This window comes from Tsukamurella strandjordii (genome assembly GCF_039525985.1).
Lineage (GTDB): Bacteria > Actinomycetota > Actinomycetes > Mycobacteriales > Mycobacteriaceae > Tsukamurella > Tsukamurella strandjordii.
In genome coordinates this window covers 111,111-129,282 of record NZ_BAAAII010000012.1, presented here as the reverse complement: position 1 = coordinate 129,282, position 18,172 = coordinate 111,111, and the positions used below count along the sequence as shown (strand labels likewise).

Annotated in this window: 18 protein-coding genes; 7 read left to right on the top strand and 11 right to left on the bottom strand. The window is 69.5% G+C overall.

Going from position 1 to position 18,172, the window contains the following annotated elements:
* Positions 1–42: 42 nt before the first annotated feature.
* Positions 43–1,518 (bottom strand): adenosylhomocysteinase, encoded by a 1,476-nt coding sequence (ahcY, locus tag ABD108_RS19620; RefSeq protein ID WP_343931207.1) that lies wholly within the window; start codon positions 1,516–1,518, stop codon positions 43–45.
* A gap of 149 nt (positions 1,519–1,667) precedes the next feature.
* Complete coding sequence (locus ABD108_RS19615) at positions 1,668–3,164, bottom strand: amino acid permease (protein WP_305112700.1); 1,497 nt, start codon at positions 3,162–3,164, stop codon at positions 1,668–1,670.
* A gap of 190 nt (positions 3,165–3,354) precedes the next feature.
* On the opposite strand from ABD108_RS19615, the gene ABD108_RS19610 reads away from it, so the two are divergent.
* Positions 3,355–3,558: a hypothetical protein gene (locus tag ABD108_RS19610; RefSeq protein ID WP_220658308.1), complete on the top strand. Its 204-nt coding sequence runs from the start codon at positions 3,355–3,357 to the stop codon at positions 3,556–3,558.
* Between the two features lie 13 nt (positions 3,559–3,571).
* Here ABD108_RS19610 and manA read toward each other — a convergent pair whose 3' ends face one another.
* The 4 genes from manA to ABD108_RS19590 all read right to left on the bottom strand — a co-directional run bounded on the left by manA (position 3,572) and on the right by ABD108_RS19590 (position 7,902).
* On the bottom strand, positions 3,572–4,795 hold the full coding sequence (manA, locus tag ABD108_RS19605; RefSeq protein WP_343931155.1) for a mannose-6-phosphate isomerase, class I: 1,224 nt from the start codon (positions 4,793–4,795) through the stop codon (positions 3,572–3,574).
* Positions 4,795–5,895 (bottom strand): tobH protein, encoded by a 1,101-nt coding sequence (locus ABD108_RS19600; protein WP_343931154.1) that lies wholly within the window; start codon positions 5,893–5,895, stop codon positions 4,795–4,797. Before ABD108_RS19600 ends, manA begins: the two co-directional genes overlap by 1 nt.
* 49 nt (positions 5,896–5,944) lie before the next feature.
* Complete coding sequence (locus ABD108_RS19595; RefSeq protein WP_343931153.1) at positions 5,945–7,315, bottom strand: phosphomannomutase/phosphoglucomutase; 1,371 nt, start codon at positions 7,313–7,315, stop codon at positions 5,945–5,947.
* Positions 7,316–7,422: 107 nt separating this feature from the next.
* Positions 7,423–7,902: a DUF3499 domain-containing protein gene (locus tag ABD108_RS19590; RefSeq protein WP_343931152.1), complete on the bottom strand. Its 480-nt coding sequence runs from the start codon at positions 7,900–7,902 to the stop codon at positions 7,423–7,425.
* Between the two features lie 103 nt (positions 7,903–8,005).
* Here ABD108_RS19590 and ABD108_RS19585 point away from each other — a divergent pair, with 103 nt between their 5' ends.
* Positions 8,006–8,497 carry a metallopeptidase family protein gene (locus tag ABD108_RS19585; protein ID WP_220658303.1) on the top strand — a complete coding sequence of 164 codons (492 nt, stop codon included), beginning with the start codon at positions 8,006–8,008 and terminating at the stop codon, positions 8,495–8,497.
* Positions 8,498–8,519: 22 nt separating this feature from the next.
* Here ABD108_RS19585 and ABD108_RS19580 read toward each other — a convergent pair whose 3' ends face one another.
* Positions 8,520–8,846 (bottom strand): WhiB family transcriptional regulator, encoded by a 327-nt coding sequence (locus ABD108_RS19580; RefSeq protein WP_305112703.1) that lies wholly within the window; start codon positions 8,844–8,846, stop codon positions 8,520–8,522.
* Between the two features lie 237 nt (positions 8,847–9,083).
* Here ABD108_RS19580 and cofD point away from each other — a divergent pair, with 237 nt between their 5' ends.
* Genes cofD through ABD108_RS19560 form a run of 4 tightly spaced genes read left to right on the top strand, consistent with a single transcriptional unit; the run spans position 9,084 to position 12,788 of the window.
* Positions 9,084–10,103 (top strand): 2-phospho-L-lactate transferase, encoded by a 1,020-nt coding sequence (cofD, locus tag ABD108_RS19575; RefSeq protein WP_343931151.1) that lies wholly within the window; start codon positions 9,084–9,086, stop codon positions 10,101–10,103.
* Positions 10,100–11,452 carry a coenzyme F420-0:L-glutamate ligase gene (locus tag ABD108_RS19570; RefSeq protein WP_343931149.1) on the top strand — a complete coding sequence of 451 codons (1,353 nt, stop codon included), beginning with the start codon at positions 10,100–10,102 and terminating at the stop codon, positions 11,450–11,452. Before cofD ends, ABD108_RS19570 begins: the two co-directional genes overlap by 4 nt.
* Before the next feature lie 5 nt (positions 11,453–11,457).
* Positions 11,458–12,015 (top strand): NUDIX hydrolase, encoded by a 558-nt coding sequence (locus ABD108_RS19565; protein WP_220658300.1) that lies wholly within the window; start codon positions 11,458–11,460, stop codon positions 12,013–12,015.
* A gap of 2 nt (positions 12,016–12,017) precedes the next feature.
* The gene (locus ABD108_RS19560; protein ID WP_343931148.1) at positions 12,018–12,788 is read left to right on the top strand and encodes a hypothetical protein; all 771 of its coding nucleotides are present in this window, start codon (positions 12,018–12,020) and stop codon (positions 12,786–12,788) included.
* 25 nt (positions 12,789–12,813) lie between these two features.
* On the opposite strand, the gene ABD108_RS19555 is transcribed toward ABD108_RS19560, so the two are convergent.
* Genes ABD108_RS19555 through ABD108_RS19545 form a run of 3 tightly spaced genes read right to left on the bottom strand, consistent with a single transcriptional unit; the run spans position 12,814 to position 15,811 of the window.
* A complete protein-coding gene (locus ABD108_RS19555) occupies positions 12,814–13,677 on the bottom strand; it encodes a hypothetical protein (protein ID WP_343931147.1) in 864 nt (287 codons plus the stop codon).
* Between the two features lie 44 nt (positions 13,678–13,721).
* On the bottom strand, positions 13,722–14,597 hold the full coding sequence (locus ABD108_RS19550) for a 3-hydroxyacyl-CoA dehydrogenase NAD-binding domain-containing protein (protein ID WP_343931146.1): 876 nt from the start codon (positions 14,595–14,597) through the stop codon (positions 13,722–13,724).
* On the bottom strand, positions 14,597–15,811 hold the full coding sequence (locus ABD108_RS19545) for a CaiB/BaiF CoA transferase family protein (protein ID WP_343931145.1): 1,215 nt from the start codon (positions 15,809–15,811) through the stop codon (positions 14,597–14,599). The genes ABD108_RS19550 and ABD108_RS19545 overlap by 1 nt, the downstream gene beginning before the upstream one ends.
* Positions 15,812–15,915: 104 nt before the next feature.
* Between ABD108_RS19545 and ABD108_RS19540 the strand changes: the two genes are divergently transcribed.
* A complete protein-coding gene (locus ABD108_RS19540) occupies positions 15,916–16,788 on the top strand; it encodes a LysR family transcriptional regulator (RefSeq protein WP_343931144.1) in 873 nt (290 codons plus the stop codon).
* Between the two features lie 38 nt (positions 16,789–16,826).
* Here the strand turns inward: ABD108_RS19540 and glgC are convergent, their stop codons facing one another.
* A complete protein-coding gene (glgC, locus tag ABD108_RS19535) occupies positions 16,827–18,044 on the bottom strand; it encodes a glucose-1-phosphate adenylyltransferase (protein ID WP_220658294.1) in 1,218 nt (405 codons plus the stop codon).
* Between the last annotated feature and the right edge of the window lie 128 nt (positions 18,045–18,172).

The window sequence follows — 18,172 nt, the reverse complement described above, 5'->3', positions numbered from 1 at the left end:
GGAGAGTGGCGGGTGTGCGTCAGTTCAGCGATGGTGCGCTGATCAGTAGCGGTAGTGCTCCGGCTTGTACGGGCCCTCGACGTCCACGCCGATGTACTCCGCCTGGTCCTTGGTGAGCTTGGTCAGCTTGCCGCCCAGGGCCTCGACGTGGATCTTGGCGACCTTCTCGTCGAGGTGCTTGGGGAGGCGGTAGACCTCGTTGTCGTACTCCTCGGGCTTGGTCCACAGCTCGACCTGAGCGATCACCTGGTTCGAGAAGCTGTTGCTCATCACGAACGACGGGTGGCCGGTGGCGTTGCCCAGGTTCAGCAGGCGGCCCTCGGAGAGCACGATGATCGACTTGCCGCTGTCGCCGAAGGTCCACAGGTCCACCTGCGGCTTGATGACGGTGCGGGTGGCGCCCGAGCGCTCCAGGCCGGCCATGTCGATCTCGTTGTCGAAGTGGCCGATGTTGCCCAGGATCGCCTGGTCCTTCATCGCCTTCATGTGGTCGAGCAGGATGATGTCCTTGTTGCCCGTGGAGGTGATCACGATGTCGGCGTCGCCGATCGCGTCCTCCACGGTGACCACGTCGAAGCCGTCCATCAGCGCCTGCAGCGCGTTGATCGGGTCGACCTCGGTGACCTGCACGCGCGCGCCCTGGCCCGCGAGCGACTCGGCGCAGCCCTTGCCCACGTCGCCGTAGCCGCAGATCAGCACCTTCTTACCGCCGATCAGCACATCGGTGCCGCGGTTGATGCCGTCGATCAGCGAGTGCCGGGTGCCGTACTTGTTGTCGAACTTGCTCTTGGTGACCGAGTCGTTGACGTTGATCGCCGGGAAGGCCAGCTCACCGGCAGCGGCGAACTGGTAAAGGCGCAGCACGCCGGTGGTGGTCTCCTCGGTGACGCCCTTGACGGACTCCGACACCTTGGTCCACTTGGTGGCGTCCTTGGCCAGCGACTCGCGCAGCAGGGCCAGGAACACCTGGTACTCGTGGCTGTCGGCGTCCTCGTCGGTGGGCGGGACGATGCCGGCGGCCTCGAACTGCGCGCCGCGCAGCACCAGCATGGTGGCGTCGCCGCCGTCGTCGAGGATCATGTTGGCGGGCTCACCCGGCCAGGTCAGCATCTGCTCGGCGCACCACCAGTACTCCTCCAGCGTCTCGCCCTTCCAGGCGAACACCGGGACGCCCTCGGGCTTCTCCGGGGTGCCGTTGGGGCCCACGACCACGGCCGCGGCCGCCTCGTCCTGGGTGGAGAAGATGTTGCACGAGGCCCAGCGGACCTCCGCACCCAGCGAGACCAGGGTCTCGATCAGCACGGCGGTCTGCACCGTCATGTGCAGCGAGCCCGAGATGCGCGCGCCCTTGAGCGGCTGCACATCGGCGTACTCGCGGCGCAGAGCCATCAGGCCGGGCATCTCGTGCTCGGCCAGACGCAGCTGCTTGCGGCCGCTCTCCGCGAGCGAGAGGTCGGCGACCTTGAAATCGATTCCGTTCGCCGTATCGGCGGTCAGCGCAGTAGTCACGCGCTCCAGGCTATAGCCACCTGTGGGTTCATTGGTCGCCGCCCCGTTTCGGTTGCGTCGCGAAATCCCCGCGTCCTGGCGTCCACAGGCACCACCACGGCTCGACCGACGAGAACGCGGCCGGTGCTCAGGGAGCACCGGCCGCGTCTCGTCGAGGATCAGTCCGCCAACGACTCGATGACCTCGCCGCGTTCGCGGCGGCCCAGAACGGAATGGTTCTTCGAGTAGATGAAGTAGACGAGCACGCCGAGCACCATCCAGATGAGGAATCGGACCCAGGTCTCGAGCGACAGGTTGAACATCAACCAGCCGCAGGCGATCACCGAGAGGATCGGCACCAGGGGCACGAACGGCGCGCGGAAGCCGCGCTGGAGGTCGGGGCGCTGCTTGCGCAGCACGATCACACCGACGGACACCAGCACGAAGGCGAACAGCGTGCCGATGTTGATCAGCATGGTCAGCTCCTTGAGCGGGAAGATCCCGGCCAGGAGCGCGACCACCACACCGACGCCGACCGAGATCCGCACCGGGACGCCGCGGTCGGAGGTCTTGGCCAGCTGGCGGGGCAGCAGTCCGTCCCGCGCCATGGCGAAGAGCACGCGGTTCTGGCCCATGAGCAGCACCATGACCACGGTGGTGAGGCCGGCGAGCGCGCCGATGGAGATGATCGTCGCCGCCCAGTCCACGCCGTTGAGCGAGAAGGCGTAGGCCAGGTTCTTCTCGCCGCCGTCGCCGGCGGTGGTGGCGAGGTCCTTGTAGCTGGCCATACCGGTGACGACCACGGTGACGGCGATGTACAGCACGGTGACGATCGCGAGCGACCCGAGGATGCCGCGCGGCACGTCGCGCTGCGGCTTCACGGTCTCCTCAGCGGAGGTCGCGACGATGTCGAAGCCGATGAAGGCGAAGAAGACGATGCCGGCGCCGGCGAGCACGCCGAACCAGCCGTACGACGAGCCGCTACCGAAGATCGCCTGGAACAGCGTGGAATCCATGGTGACACCGGCAGTCTTGCCCGGCACCGACTCGGGGACGAAGGGCGAGTAATTCGACCCCTTGATGTAGAAGGCACCCACCACGATGACGAGCAGCACCACGGCGACCTTGATCGCCGTGATCACGGCCGACACCCGGGAGGAGACCTTCGCCCCGAAGGTCAGCAGCACCGTCAGCACCCCGACGATGAGCATGGCGCCCCAGTCGATCGTCTGCCCGCCGATCTGGACCGCCGCCGGGCCGGTGCCGAAAACCGTGCCCAGGTAGCTCGACCAGCCGCTGGCGACCGCGGCCGCGGCGATGGAGAACTCCAGCACCAGGTCCCAGCCGATGATCCACGCCACGAACTCGCCGAAGGTCGCATAGGAGAAGGTGTACGCCGAACCGGCCACCGGCACCGTCGAGGCGAACTCCGCGTAGCAGAGGGCCGCGAGCCCGCAGGCGACCGCGGCGATGAGGAACGAAATCGAGACCGCGGGACCGGAGAAGTCACCGGCCGTCGATGCGCCGATCGTGAAGATACCCGCGCCGACCACGACGGCGACACCGAAGATCGTCAGATCCCAGGCGGTCAGCTGTTTCTTGAGGCGGGTGCCGACCACCTCGGTGTCGGCGATGGACTGCTCCACCGATTTGGTGCGCAGCAGCGGGTTAGACATGGGTTCTCCACTCTCCGATTCCCGGACGTAAGACCTAAATCAAACACCACGTGCGCACCATCTCGCGGCATTTCGCCCGCTCGACGGCAGGTGTAACCGCGAAGTTACCCACACAAGTTACCGGCGAGTGTTACCCACGGGTACTCGAAAGTCGTTGGCGTACCGACAAGTAACACTTACCGTCGGGCTTATGACCAAGACATTCGCGCACACCACCGACCAGACCGTTGCGCAGCTGCTCAACATCGTTGAGGGCGGCGACGACGTGTTGCTGACCCGCGACGGCAAGCCGCTCGCCGTGCTCACCGCCGCGCTTCCCGCTCCCGAGGCGGTCTCGACGATGCAGACCTTCGACATCCCGGAGGCCTTCTACGAGAACCTGCCCGGCTACTGATCTTCCCCCGGGGCTAGTGCCCGCCCACCAGGGTGCGGAAGAATTCCGCCGCCGGTGAGTGGGCCGTCACCACGACCCCGGGATCCGATGCCGCCATCCACAGGCCACTTCCGGCCGGGATGTCGATCGACCGGCCCGCACTGCGCACGGTGACCGTTCCCGCGGTCACCACCAGCAGCTGCGGGCCGCGTGCGTCCAGCTCCACCGAGGCCGCACGCTTGAGGGCGGTGCCGTCCAGCCGGACCCGCGACAACCGGAATTCCGGTGCGGGCGTACCGAAGACGACTTCTGTTCCCACCGTCGACGTACCGGGCGCGAGCTCCGACGGATCGCACGGCGCGAAGTCCAGCACGCGCAGAAGTTCGGGGACGTCCACGTGCTTCGGCGTGAGCCCGCCGCGGAGCACGTTGTCGGAGTTCGCCATCACCTCCACGGCGGCACCGCTGATGTAGGCGTGCAGGTTTCCCGCCGCGAGGTACAGCGCCTCGCCCGGTTGCAGCACCACCCGGTTCAGCAGCAACGAGGCCAGCACACCCGCATCGTCCGGGTACCGCTCCCCCAGCGTGAGCGCCAGCTTGGCCTCTCCGCGGAAGCGCTCCGCCCCCGATTCGAGGTACCGCACGCAGCCGTCGAGCACGGCCGGGACCAGCGTCGCGAGCGCCGGCTGAGGCAGGGTGATCCAGGTGGTCACCAGCGCGCGCAGGCCCTGCGAATCGGGTTGGCCCGAGAGCAGTCCCAGGTACGTGTCCAGTTCCGGGACCGCGAGGGCGCGCAGCAGTTCCATCGTGGCGGCGGGATCGCGGAAGCCCGCCAGCGCCTCGAATCGGCTGAGCGCCACCACGACCTCGGGCTTGTGGAAGGGATCGCGGTAGTTGCGTTCCGGATCGTCGAGCGGGATACCCGCGGCGTTCTCCCGTGCGAACCCGTCCTGCGCCTGCTCCTGCGAGGGGTGGGCCTGCAGGGACAGCGGCTCGTCGGCGGCCAGCACCTTCACCAGATAGGGCAGGGTGTCGCCGAACTCGGCACGGCAGGCTCCTCCGAGCTCGGACTCGGGGTCCGCGGAGATCACGCCGAGCAGATCGCTGCCATCGGCCAGCCGCGCGGGGTCGGCCGGATGCGCGCCGAACCACAGTTCGGCCTCGGGATGGTTGGACGGTACGGGCCGCCCCTGCATCGCCGCCAAGACCGTGCGCGAACCCCACGCGTACGGACGGATCACACCCTCGATCCGCTGCATCACGCCTCCCCGGTCAGGCGCCGGTACACCGACGCGAGATCGAACCGTACTGCCAGCGAAAGGAGGTCCGTCGCGTCCACGCGCGGCGACCGCTCACCGTCGTCCGACGCGTCCTCGTCGATCGCCAGCAGTTCCATATCGGGCAGGGCACGCATCCGCGCCCCCACCTGCGACGCGCGATCGCGCACCGTCAGGACCATGACGCGCAGCGGTACCTGGGCCGCCGGACCGTCCAGGAACGGGTCGTGGAACAGCGGGTCGGCCGCGCTCGCGCCGAGTGCGCCGCCCGACGGTGCCGCGGCCAACTCCGGCGTGGCCAACTCGACGTCGGCGAGACCGACGGCCGCGACCACCTGTCCGCCGAGCGTGAGCGCCTGCGACGCGGCGTGTTCGGCGATGGCCAGCCCGGAGGCCGTGTCCGCGGTGAGGGCCACGCGACGGCCGGCGAGGCGGGCCGCCAGCTGTTTGGCGGGGTTGGTCTCGAGCCCGCGGTCGGGATGCCCGCGCAGGGCCTCCTCGTCGAGCGCATCGGCCAATGTGAACAGGTATCCGTGCCCGGGCTCCGCGTCGCGGTCGGTACCGCTGAGGCGGCCGATCACGGCCAGCAGCGCCGCTGCCACGCCGACGAATCCGAAGCGTTCGGGGACGCGCAGGCGCGGTGCGAGGTCGATCGCCCGTCCGGCGGCCGCCTCCGCGACCGGGCCCTCCATGGGCACGGCGACGACCACGGTGGCACCGCGACGGGCGGCGACGGCCACGGCCCGCGCGAGGACCAGATCGCCGGCGTCGAATCCGCAGACGACCACCACGTCGAGCGCGCCCACCCAGGGCGGCAGCTCGGTGGACCGGACCAGGGGGACGTCGAGCTTGCCTGCGGTGAGGGCTTCGACGAAGCCGGCAGCAGCGGCAGCCGGACCGGCGCCGCACACGACCACGACGGCGCGGGGGGCGAGTCCGTCGAGCGGGGCGAGAGCACCGTCGTCGACGAGCGACGCGACCGCTCGCACCTGGGCCCCGGCGAGTGCCGCCGACCGCAGGTGCCCGCCGACGTCGGCGGCGATCAGTCCAGCGGGGTCATCGAGATCGGCCACCTCGGTCACGGTCTCCTCCGTCCTCGCCCGTTCGGAGTCAACACGCGGTTCCCTCCGATCAAGCGCGCACAATCGCCAGGATGCGCTCGGTCAGCGCCCGCACCTCGTCGGGCGTTGCGGCCTCCACGTTGAGCCGCAGCAGCGGCTCGGTGTTGGACGCGCGAAGGTTGAACCAGGCACCCGAATCCAACTGTACCGTCACGCCGTCCAGTTCATCCGTGCTCTCGATCTCGTCGCCGAAGGCGTCCAGAACGGCACGGGTGCGCTCGCCCTGATCGGCCACGGTCGAATTGATCTCGCCGGAGGCGGCGTATCGGTCGTAGACGCCCATCAACTCCGAGAGCGGCGCGGGCTGCTCGCCGAGCGCGGCCAGCACGTGCATGGCGGCCAGCATGCCGGAGTCGGCGCCCCAGAACTCGCGGAAGTAGTAGTGCGCGGAGTGCTCACCGCCGAAGACGGCGCCGGTCTCGGCCATCTGCGCCTTGATGAACGAGTGCCCCACGCGGGTGCGCACCGCGGTGCCGCCGTTCTCGGCGATGATCTCGGGCACGGCCTTGCTGGTGATCAGGTTGTGAATCACGGTGGCGCCGGGGTTCTTCGCGAGTTCGCGCTCCGCGACCAGAGCGGTCACCGCGGACGGCGAGACGGGCTCACCCTTCTCGTCCACCACGAAGCAGCGGTCGGCGTCGCCGTCGAAGGCCAGGCCGATATCGGCGCCCTGTTCCACCACGAACTTCTGCAGGTCCACGAGGTTCTTCGGGTCCAGCGGATTGGCCTCGTGGTTGGGGAAGGTGCCGTCGAGCTCGAAGAACAAGGGGCGCACGTCCAGGGCTTCGACGGGGCCGAGCACCGACGGCACGGTGAACCCGCCCATGCCGTTGCCGGCGTCGACCGCGACGCGCAGCGGCCGCGAGCCGGAGAGATCGACCAGCGTGCGCAGGTACTGGCCGTACTCCTCGAGCACATCGCGCTCGCTGATCCGGCCGGCCGCACCGTCGTAGTCCGGAACGCCCTCGGCCACCTGCTCGGTGATCTCCCGCAGGCCGGAATCCTGGCCCACGGGCTTGGCGCCGGCGCGGCACAGCTTGATGCCGTTGTAGGCGGCGGGATTGTGCGAGGCGGTGAACATCGCGCCGGGGCAGTCCAGCAGGCCGGAGGCGAAGTACAGCTCGTCGGTGGAGGCCAGGCCGATGAGCGTGGCGTTCACGCCCTGGGCGACGGCGCCCTCGGCGAACGCGGCGGACAGCGACGGCGACGAATCGCGCATATCGTGCCCCACCACGATGTCGGTGGCGCCCTCGCCCCGCATCAGGGCTCCGAACGCCGCCCCCACGTCTCGGACGAAGTCCTCGTCGATCTGCTCGCCGACCAGTCCGCGCACGTCGTACGCCTTGATCACAGCCTGTACCGACTCCAGCGGTCGCACCACGCCCTCGATCCTCCTCATAGATCGCGCGCGGGCACCACGGCGGCGCCAGCGCGAACGCTTCACCCTATCGGTTCCCCCGGCCGCGAGCGGCGATCCGCCGGACGGGCCTAGTCGACGGGATCGGGCAGCACCCGCAGATGGCCCCGACGACCGGGACGCGCGGCGTGCTTCGGCGCACCGGCGGAGCCCTGCACGGACGGCGTGACCTGGGGTCCGCCGAGGCCGTCGTGCACCGGGCGCATGGCCCCGATCGGCGGCAGGGACCGTACGGGCGTGTCGCCGGCGGGACCGTCGCCGACGGGGCGCGGCGCACCCTCGCGGACGGTGTCGGCCAGGGCGGTGAGATCGTCGTCGAGCGCGGCACCGCCGACGGAGGCGACGCTGTACGCAGGGAGGTTGCGCAGCATCTCCCATCCACGGGGCGCGGTCATCCGGCCGGCGTGGAAGTCACAGAGGTCCCAGGCGTGCGGCTCGCTGGTGGTCCCCAGCGGGCCCAGCACCGCGATCGACTGCCGGTAGTCGAACGTCAGCGTCGCCACGGCGAGGTTCCTGCAGCCGGGACGGCAGCACTGACGGACGGAGTTCACGTCAAGAAGATTAGCGCCTGGCCCGGTACCGGCGCGCCCCGACACACCGCGGGACGGCGGCCGGCCGTCGCGACCGGCGGTCCGGGCCTACACTGAGCCGAGAATGAGAGCACGGGTGGACCGGCGCGCACGATTGCGGCAGCGCGTCGCGAGGGATCGCCGCGATCACGGACTGCGGGCGCCGTTGGTCCCGCGCGGCCTTCCCGCCTACCGCACCAAGGCGCAGGACTTCGATGAGATCGTTCTCGACGCCTATGCGGAGATCGATGGTCTCTGGCACGACCGGCTGGCGGATCTCGATATCGCGGTCGACGATGTGCCGGGCATCCTGCCGAAGGATCCGGACTCGGTGTCGTGGCCCGATGAGGTGGAGGCCGATGGGCCGATTCCGCTCGCGCGGCTGGTTCCGGCGGGGATCGATCGGCGCGGCAATCACACTCGTGCGCGCTTGATCCTGTTCCGCCGGCCATTGCAACGGCGGGCGAAGACTGATTCTGATCTGCTCGAGGAGATCCTCGCGATCCTGGTGCACCAGATCAGCGATTACCTCGGGGTCACGGAAGAGACCCTGCTCGCCGGCCCCGACTCGATGTAGCGGGCCGGCCGAACGGGTTACGTCAGATGATGCCGCGCTTGAGCTTGCGGCGTTCGCGCTCGGAGAGGCCGCCCCAGATACCGAAGCGCTCGTCCTTCGCGAGGGCGTACTCGAGGCATTCGTTACGCACCTCGCAGCCCAGGCAGATGCGCTTGGCCTCGCGGGTCGAGCCGCCCTTCTCGGGGAAGAAGGCCTCGGGATCGGTCTGCGCGCACAGGGCGCGGTCCTGCCACTGATCCTCGATCGCCTCGTAGAGTTCCTCGAAACCCGTGGGCACCAGAGAAAGATGCGCGCGGCCGGACCCACCGGAGAAGCTTCCGAACGGTTCACGATGAGCGTCGATCGTCATCGGCCCGCCTCCCTCGTTGCTTTCGTGGTGTTCGTTGATGTTTCGGTTCTTCTCGTGTCCGCCGCTGATGATCCCGCAGCACTGAATGACACTGTTGTGATTACACACGCGCAAGAGCGCCACGTCAAGCTGAACCCGGAAATTAGCTAATACCACCCGCGAACCCGGAAACGAGACCTCGACACGAGGTAGAGATGTAATCCGCGTCACATGCAGGCGGGGGCTACCCTCGGTGCGGTGAAGGTGACGGTGCTGGTGGGCGGTGTCGGCGGGGCGCGATTCCTCCAGGGTGCGCGCGAACGGTTCGGGACCACCCCGTTTCCCGGAAACGACGACGGCGGGACCTCGGAGCACTCCGTCACCGCGGTGGTGAACGTGGGTGACGACGCCTGGATGCACGGTGTCCGGATCTGTCCCGACCTCGATACCTGCATGTACACCCTCGGCGACGGGATCGATACCGAGCGCGGCTGGGGGCACAAGAACGAGACCTGGAACGCCAAGGAGGAGCTGGCCAAGTACGGCGCGGATCCCGACTGGTTCGGACTGGGAGACCGCGATCTGGCCACCCATCTCATCCGCACCCAGATGCTCGCGGCCGGCTATCCCCTCACCGAGGTGACCGCCGCGCTCTGCAATCGGTGGCAGCCCGGCGTCCGGCTGCTGCCGGTCACCGACTCGCGGCACGAGACCCATGTGGTGATCGCCGATCCGGACTCCGACGACGGTGCGCGGCGCGCCATCCACTTCCAGGAGTGGTGGGTCCGGTACCGCGCGAACATCGAGACCTTCGGCTTCGCTCAGGTCGGTGGAGGCGACGGTGCGCCGGCGGGCGGGAAGGCGCAGGCCACCAAGGCTGCGGTCGCCGCGATCGAGGACGCCGATGTGGTCTTCCTCGCCCCGTCGAACCCGATCGTCTCGATCGGCGCGATTCTGTCCGTGGGCGGCGTCCGCGCGGCGCTGCGCACCACGAAGGCCAAGGTCGTGGGTGTCTCCCCCGTGATCGGCGGCGCCCCGCTGCGCGGGATGGCCGACCGCTGCCTGGAGGTGCTGGGCATCGAGACCAGCGCGCAGGCCATCGGTGAGCACTTCGGGGCCCGCAGCGGCAACGGCATCCTGGACGGGTGGCTGGTCGCGGAGGAGGATTCCGGTGTCGCGATCGACGGCCTTCCGGTGGCGGCGATACCGCTGCTCATGAGCTCTCCGCAGGCGACCTCGGCGATGATCAACGCCGGACTCGAACTGGTCGGCCTGTGACGCGCCCGGAACGCGACCACGGCGCGGCATCGCTGGAGATCCTGCCCGTCTTCGGGATCGGCGAGGTGGTGCTGGGCGACGACGTCTCCCGGGTGATCGCCGACGCCGCACCGTGGCTCGCCGACGGTGACGTCGTGGTGATCACCTCCAAGATCTTCTCCAAGGCCGAGGGCCGGGTGCTGCCCGCGCCGTCGGACCCCGAGGAACGGGACGCCTTCCGGCGCCGCCTGATCGCCGACGAGGCCGTGCGTGTGCTGGCCACGAAGGGCCGCACGTGGATCACGGAGAACAAACTCGGCGTGGTGCAGGCGGCGTCCGGGGTGGACGCCTCCAACGTGGCCTCCGACACCGTCGCCCTGCTGCCCGAAGATCCCGACGGTAGCGCCGCCGCGGTGCGGTCCGGCCTGCGCGAACGCCTCGGCGTGGACGTGGCCGTCCTGGTGACCGACACCATGGGGCGCGCCTGGCGCACCGGGCAGACGGACGCCGCGATCGGCGCCGCCGGCATGGAGGTGCTGCACGGATACGCCGGCGCCGTGGACTCCTACGGCAACGATCTGGTGGTCACCGAGATCGCGGTGGCCGATGAGCTCGCTGCGGCGGCCGATCTGGTGAAGGGCAAGCTGGGCGGAGTGCCGGTGGCCGTGGTGCGGGGATTCGAGACCCGCTCCCCCGCACCCGGTTCGCCGCTGGCGGACGCCCGTGGCCTGGTGCGGCCGGGTGAGGACGATCTGTTCCACACCGGAGTGGAGGCCGCCCGACGGCAGGCGCTACTGCTGCGCCGCTCGGTGCGCACCTTCGCCGAGGAACCCGTGCCCGAGGACGAGGTGCGCGCCGCCGTGGCCGAGGCGCTCACCGCCCCCGCGCCGCACCACACGCATCCGGTGCGGTTCGTGTGGGTGCGCGATCGTGCCCGGCGGGTGGCGCTGCTGGACGCGATGAAGGACGCGTGGTCCGCGGATCTCAGTGGCGACGGCCGATCGGCGGAGTCGGTTGCGAAGCGCGTGCAGCGTGGCCAGTTGCTCTACGATGCACCGGAACTCATCCTGCCTTTCATGGTTCCCGATGGCGCCCACGATTACCCGGACGCTCGCCGCACCGCGGCCGAGGAGACGATGTTCACGGTGGCCGTCGGCGCCGCCGTGCAGTCCTTGCTCGTCGCCCTCGCGGTCCGCGGGATCGGCAGCTGCTGGGTGGGTTCCACGATCTTCGCCGCTGAGACCGTGCGCGCGATCCTCGACCTGCCGGAGGATTACCGGCCCGCCGGAGCGGTGGCCGTCGGGTACCCGACGGAGCCCGCGACCCCGCGCGAGCCGCTTCCGCCCGGCGACATGCTGATCGAAAGGTAGACCCGATGTCGTTCGCCTCGCTGCACGCCTCGGCCGTCGATGCGCTCGCTCGTTTCGACGCCCGCACCGATGCCGACGATGCCTTGCGGCACACCATGCTCGCCTTCCTGGACGCGCAGCCGAACGGTTGTGCCCGGGCGAACGTGCCCGGCCACATCACGGCCTCCGTGGTGATCCTCAACGAGGCGCGCACGCACGTGGTGCTCACGCACCACCCGCGGGTCGGAGAGTGGCTCCAGCTCGGTGGCCACTGCGAAGAGCCGGACGTCTCGCTCCCCGCCGCGGCACTGCGGGAGGGCCTCGAAGAATCGGGCCTGGCCGAGATCGCGGTCGAGGACGACCTGCTCACCCTGCACACGCACCCGATCCGGTGCTCTCTCGGCGTTCCGACGCGGCACCTCGATCTGCGGTTCCGCGCCATCGCGCGGGGCGCGGGCACTCCGGACCTCGCGATCAGCGAGGAATCGAACGACCTGCAGTGGTGGCCCGTCGATGCGCTGCCCGAGTCCGCGGAGCGGACCACCGTGGCCCACCAGGTGCGCGCCGCCCTCGCGCGAGGGTGACGGTGCCGCCCCGCCGCGTCGACGATCCCGCCGAGCTCGCCTGGCTCGGTGCGGAGGACGACAACGGATGGTGCGGCTACTACCGATCGGGGTGGGATGCGGCCACCTGGGTACTGAATGCGATGTACTCGAACCCCTCGCCCACGCAGGACGATCGCGCGGAACGACGATCATCGATCTCGTTCGGTGGCGTGAGCCCCGGACTGGTGAACGGTGTCGAACTGGGAATGACGTCACGCCCGGAGGCGTGGCAACGCATACGGTGGAGCGACTACATCGGCGCCGGCTTCGGCGAGGGTCGCAGATACCCGCCGTGCGCGCACTGGTTTCCCGGCGGCTTCGGATTTCCGCCCTCGATCGCACCGCCGTGCGAGGGATCCCTCGATCACGAGAGCTTGGACGGACTCCTCGCCGCCATCGCCTCCGTCAGTCCCGACGGAAGCACCACAGAGTGTTTCGCCTACTTCGGCGGCGGACCGCTGCTGAACGAGGGCTCCGAATCCGGACTGTGGCGCTGCCGCCTGTCCGAGATCCCGGAACTGGTCGCCGCCACCGGCGGAGTGGTCGAAGACCCTCGGGGTCGAACCTTCAGCGGATTCTCGCCCTCCAATTTCTGGCCCATCGGCAGGTCGTGGTTCGTCTACACCGACTACGACCTGTGGGGAACCGAGGTCAGCGGCAGTCCGGAACTCATCGCGGCTGTCGAAGCCCACCAGGACCTCGAGACCGTTCACTGGGACTGGCCCCGCCGCCCGGGACTGGCGGACGGCTGACGCTCGCAACGGTACGAGCAGGTGATCAGAGCAGCGCGATCCCGGTGACCGGCGTGCCGAGCGTGGCGATGGTGCGCTCGGCACCGTCGTGCCCGGGAAGCGGCACGGCGCGGATCTGGCCGCCCAGATCGGAGACGTAGACCAGTCCGCCGTCGGTGTCGACGGCCAGGCCGATCGCCTCGTGGAAACCGCGGGCGAGGATCTCCGGAGTCCCACCGGCGGTGCCGGGCGCCGGGATCGGTGCACGGTTGAGGGTGTTGCCGGAGGGTTCCGCGCCGCGGTCGGTCCAGTAGAGGTATCCATCGGCGAGTTCGAGGTCGATGGGTTCCGGCAGCCCGTCCCAGAGGGTTTCGACGTCGGAGCGCTGCCCGGGCGTCCCGTCGAGGGGAGCGCGCAGGATGCGGCCGCGCCCACCCTTCGCCGGACCCTTCTGCGTCCAGTACAGCCACCCGCCCGCCGAATCCACAGCGACTCCGACGCATTCGTTCTCGATGCCCGGCTCCTGGTTGATCACCAGATCGACCCGGTCGGTGCCGTCGAACCGGCAGCTGGACACCCGACGACCCTCGCGATCGGACCAGTACAGGCGGTCGCCGTCGGCGATCAGTTGCTTCCCGGTGGTGATGTCGCCCTGCGACACCACGTACCGGGCCTCGGAGCCGTCCATCCGGACGGAGCGGACACCGCCGTTGCGGGCCGAGAAGTCGGGCTCCGCTTCGGCCGTCGCCGTGGGCACGCCCATCGTGGTCCAGCACACGGTGTCGCCCACCACGGCGATGCCGTCCGGGGCGTCGCCCGCGTCGCGGGTGAGGTGCTCCACGGCACCGGACTCCACGTCGATGCGGACGATCGCGTTCTCCTGGATCAGCAGTGCGAGCAGTGCTGTCATGGTGTTCTCCTTACGCAGGACCGGCGGCCGTGAGCCGCGCGGTATCAGTTGTTGCGTGTCTTCTCGGAGCCGTCGGCTTCGGCGAGGGCGCCGAGGATGGCGCGGGTACGCCGGTCCCGCTGCTCCGAAAGCCGTTCGTAGGCGTCCTCACCCGTGCCGTAGGCGGCCTCGACGGCGTCGTACACCTCGCCCGCGCGGGCGGGATCGGGGGCACCGATGTCGAAGGTCATCTGCGATCCGACGTGTGCGGCGAGGTGCCGGATTCCGCCCGGGCCGCCGCCGAGATGGTTGGACTCGAAGGGCCCGATGGTCGCCCAGCGCAGGCCGAGCGAGGCACGCACGAGCGCGTCGAGTTCGGCGGGATCGATCACACCCTCTTGGACCAGATAGGTGGCCTGCTGGTTGAACACCCGCTGCAGACGGTTTCCGACGAAGCCGGGGATCTCCTTGTTGAGCCGGATCGGCAGCTTGCCGAGCTCGCGGTACACCGCGATCGCACGCTCCACCGTGTCGCTGGAGGTCTGCGGCGACGGCACCACCTCGACCAGCGGCATGAGCTCCGGCGGGTTGAACGGGTGCCCGATCACGATGCGGTCGGCAGCGGGGTTGCCGGCGGCGAATTCCGAGGGCAGCAGCGACGACGAGGACGAGGCGAGCACGACACCGTCGCGCGTGTGCGCGGCCGCGGTGCGGAACAGCTCCCGCTTGAGGTCGATGCGCTCGGGGCCGGCCTCCTGCACGTAGTCGGCGCCGTCGAGGGCGGTGGCGAGGTCGGGCACGGCGGTCGCCGCGACGCCGTCGAGCACGTCGACGAGATCGGGCCGCGGATCGCTCACGCGCACCTCCCAGCCCGCATCGGCGAACAGGCGCGCCCAGGACACGCCGATCACCCCGGCTCCGATGATGGTGACGACGGGCATCAGTTCTCTCCCTTTCCTGCCGCCCGGCGGGCCGCCGCCAGGACGCTCTCGGTGCTGCCGCCCGCCCGCTCGGGCAGGCTACGGATGTTGACGGGTGTGCGTGAGTACTCGATCGGGTTGCGGGCGAGACGGATCCGCCCCTCGGTCGGGTGGTCAACCTCGGTGATCAGGCCGATCTCGCGGACGTACGGATCGTCGGGCAGATCGGCGATGTCGACGACGAGGCCGTACGGCATGTCGTTCTCGGTGAGGTACGCCTCCCACTGCGCCGTGGTGAGGCGATCGGAGGTGTCCAGCACCCGCTGCACACCGGCGGTGAAGAAGGGTCGGTCGATCACCGGATCCTGCCAGCGCGGATCGGCGGCCAGTTCGTCCTCACCCACCGCGACGAGCAGTGCGCGGACGGCCTCGTTGGTGTACGGGACGGCGGCGATGGCGCCCCCGTCGGCGGTGCGCATCGCCGCGTGGGTCGGCGCCAGGCTCAGCGGATTGCCGACGTCGCCCTCCGCGGGGACGAAGACCTCGCCGGCCAGATGCTCCACCGTGTTCACGGCGATCATCGCGTCCGCCATGGCGAGGGAGACACGTTGTCCCGCACCGGTGCGCTCCCGCTCGTACAGCGCGCCCAGGATCCCGCTCAGGAGGTACAGCGAGGCGGTCTTGTCGGCGATGTAGGTGGGGACGAACTGGAGCGAACCGGCCGCCCGGCGTTGCAGGTCGACGAGGCCGGACACGGCCTGGACCACCTCGTCGTAGGCGGGGCGCCCGCTCTCCTTCGAGGCCGCGTTGAAGCCCTGGGCGTGGGCGAAGATCAGGCGCGGGAAACGCTCGCGGATCTGCTCGTAGGCGATGCCGAGCCGTTCCTGTGCGCCGAGACGCATGTTCGTCACGAGCACGTCGGCGTCGTCCAGCAGGTCGAGGAGGTCCCGGTGCCCCTCGCGCGTCTTCAGGTTCAGGGCCACGCTGCGCTTGTTCCGGTTCACCTGCAGATACAGCGGCGCCATACCGGGCGACCGGCCGATGTTGGCCGGCGCGGTGCGGGCGGTGTCGAAGGGCGGTTCGATGCGCACCACATCGGCACCCATATCTCCCAGGATCTGCGTCGCCATCGGTCCCATGACCACGGTCGACAGATCCACGATCGTCACTCCGGCGAGCGGCCCCGTCGCCGCGCCGCCCAACTCCACCTGTCCACGTACCTGCGCCTCGTCCATGGCATCCACCTCTTCCTTCCGTCTGCACCCAGCCTAGTTACTTAGATGTGCTCACGGAATGACCAAGGTTGCGAACCCGGTGTTATCGATGCGATAAAAGCAGGGTGGACGTCAGGCACCTGCGATACTTCCTCGCCGTCGCGCGCGAGCTGAACTTCACCCGCGCGGCGCAGTCCCTGCACATGTCCGTGCCGCCGCTCTCGCAGCGGATCAAGGCCCTCGAGGGCGAACTGGGTGTCCCCCTCTTCGACCGGTCGACCCACCACACGCACCTCACCGCCGCCGGGGAACGACTGCTCCCCCTCGCCGAACGCGTCGTGGCCGATATGGACCGCATCCCCGCGACCGTCCGCGACGACCAGGGCCGCCGGCACCTGCGGTTCGCTGTGCCGGATGTGCTCGGCACCGGCCATCGCCGCCGGATCGGCGCGCTGCTCGACCTGTCGTCACCCGGCTTCGACATCGAGGTCTGCCAGGTCGCCTCTCGCGAGGCCGCCCGCGCCCTGCTCGACGGTGCGATCGATCTCGCACTGAGCCGCGTCCCGCCCACGCACCCCGACCTCACCGAGACGATCCTCGGTACCGAGCCGCTCGCCGTGATCTGCTCCGCCGAGCACTTCCCGGCCGGTACGGTCCTGACACCGTCGAACCTCGCGGGCTTCACCCTGGTCGGCGGGCCGGCGCACTGGATCCTGCGTTCGGATGCCGACCGGGCGCCGCTGCGCGCGGCCGATATCCGGATCGACGCCTCGCCCTCGTACTCGGACCTGTCGGGAATGCTGTTGATGCTCGGGCGCAAACGACGGTTCGCACTGATCCCCGCCGATACGGACTTCGTCCGCGCCGTGGACCCCGCGGAGTTCGGCGTGTACGCCGCGGGCGAGGGCTTCGCACCGCTGGTGCTCCGCCTGGTCGGCCGCAGCGCCGATCAGTGGCTCCCACCGCTGATCGACATCGCGGCCGACGCGCTGCGCTGAGACGGCGCGCTGCGCTGACGGGCGGCCGCCCGGCGGGATCAACCGATCCGGATGCCCTTGCCCACGGTGACCACACCACCGGCCGAGACGTCGAAGCGCTCGCGTTCGCGGTCGAGGTTCACCCCGAGGATCTCCCCGCGGCCCACCACCACGTTCTTGTCCAGGATCGCCTTGCGCACCACGGCACCCGGCTCGATCCGGACGCCGGGCATGAGCACCGATCCCTCGACGGTGGCACCGTCGCCGATCGTGACGTTCGCACCGATCACCGAATTGCGCACCGTGGCACCGGAGATGATGCTGCCCGCCCCCACCATGGACTCCTGTGCCAGGCCGCCGCGCGCGAACTTGGCGGGCGGCAGGTTGTCGTTCTCGCAGCGGATCGGCCACTGCCGGTTGTAGAGGTTGAAGATCGGGTACACCGAGACCAGGTCCATGTGCGCGTCGTAGAAGGCGTCGATCGTGCCCACGTCGCGCCAGTAGCCCGCATCGCGCTCCGTGGCGCCGGGAACCTTGTTGTCGCTGAAGTCGTACACCGCGGCCTCGCCCGCGGCGACGAAGGCGGGGATGATGTCGCCGCCCATATCGTGATCCGAATCGGCGTTCTCCGCGTCCGCGATGATCGCGTCCACGAGGGCCTGGCGGCTGAAGACGTAGTTGCCCATCGACGCGAAGGTCACGTCCGGATCGTCCGGCGTACCGGGCGGATCGGCCGGCTTCTCCAGGAACTGGGTGATCCGGCCCGAATCGTCGGCCTCGATGCAGCCGAAGGCCTTCGCCTCCGCGCGCGGCACCCGGATCCCGGCCACGGTGACGCCGGCCCCGGATTCGATGTGCGCCTGCACCATCTGCGACGGATCCATCCGGTACACGTGGTCAGCACCGAAGACCACGATGTAATCCGGATCGTCGTCGGTGATCAGATTCATCGACTGGTAGATCGCGTCCGCGCTGCCGGTGAACCAGCGCTTGCCCATGCGCTGCTGGGCCGGAACCGGGGTGATGTACTCGCCGCGGAAACCGAACATGCGCCAGGTCTGGCTGATGTGCCGGTCGAGCGAATGCGATTTGTACTGGGTGAGAACGCACAGGCGCTGATATCCGGCGTTCACCAGATTCGACAGCACGAAGTCGATCAGCCGGTACGAGCCCCCGAAGGGCACCGCCGGCTTCGCCCGGTCCGCGGTCAGCGGATAGAGGCGCTTTCCCTCACCGCCGGCGAGGACGATCCCGAGGACACGCGGCTGTCTGCTCACGGGTGCCACGCTATCGCCTCAGGGCGGCCCCGTGCAGGGTTCCGCGCCGTTCGAGACGAGCACCACGCGGACACGACGAACCGCAGACGACCGGAGGCCGACGCCCAGGCGAACAGCGGGCCGGGCGT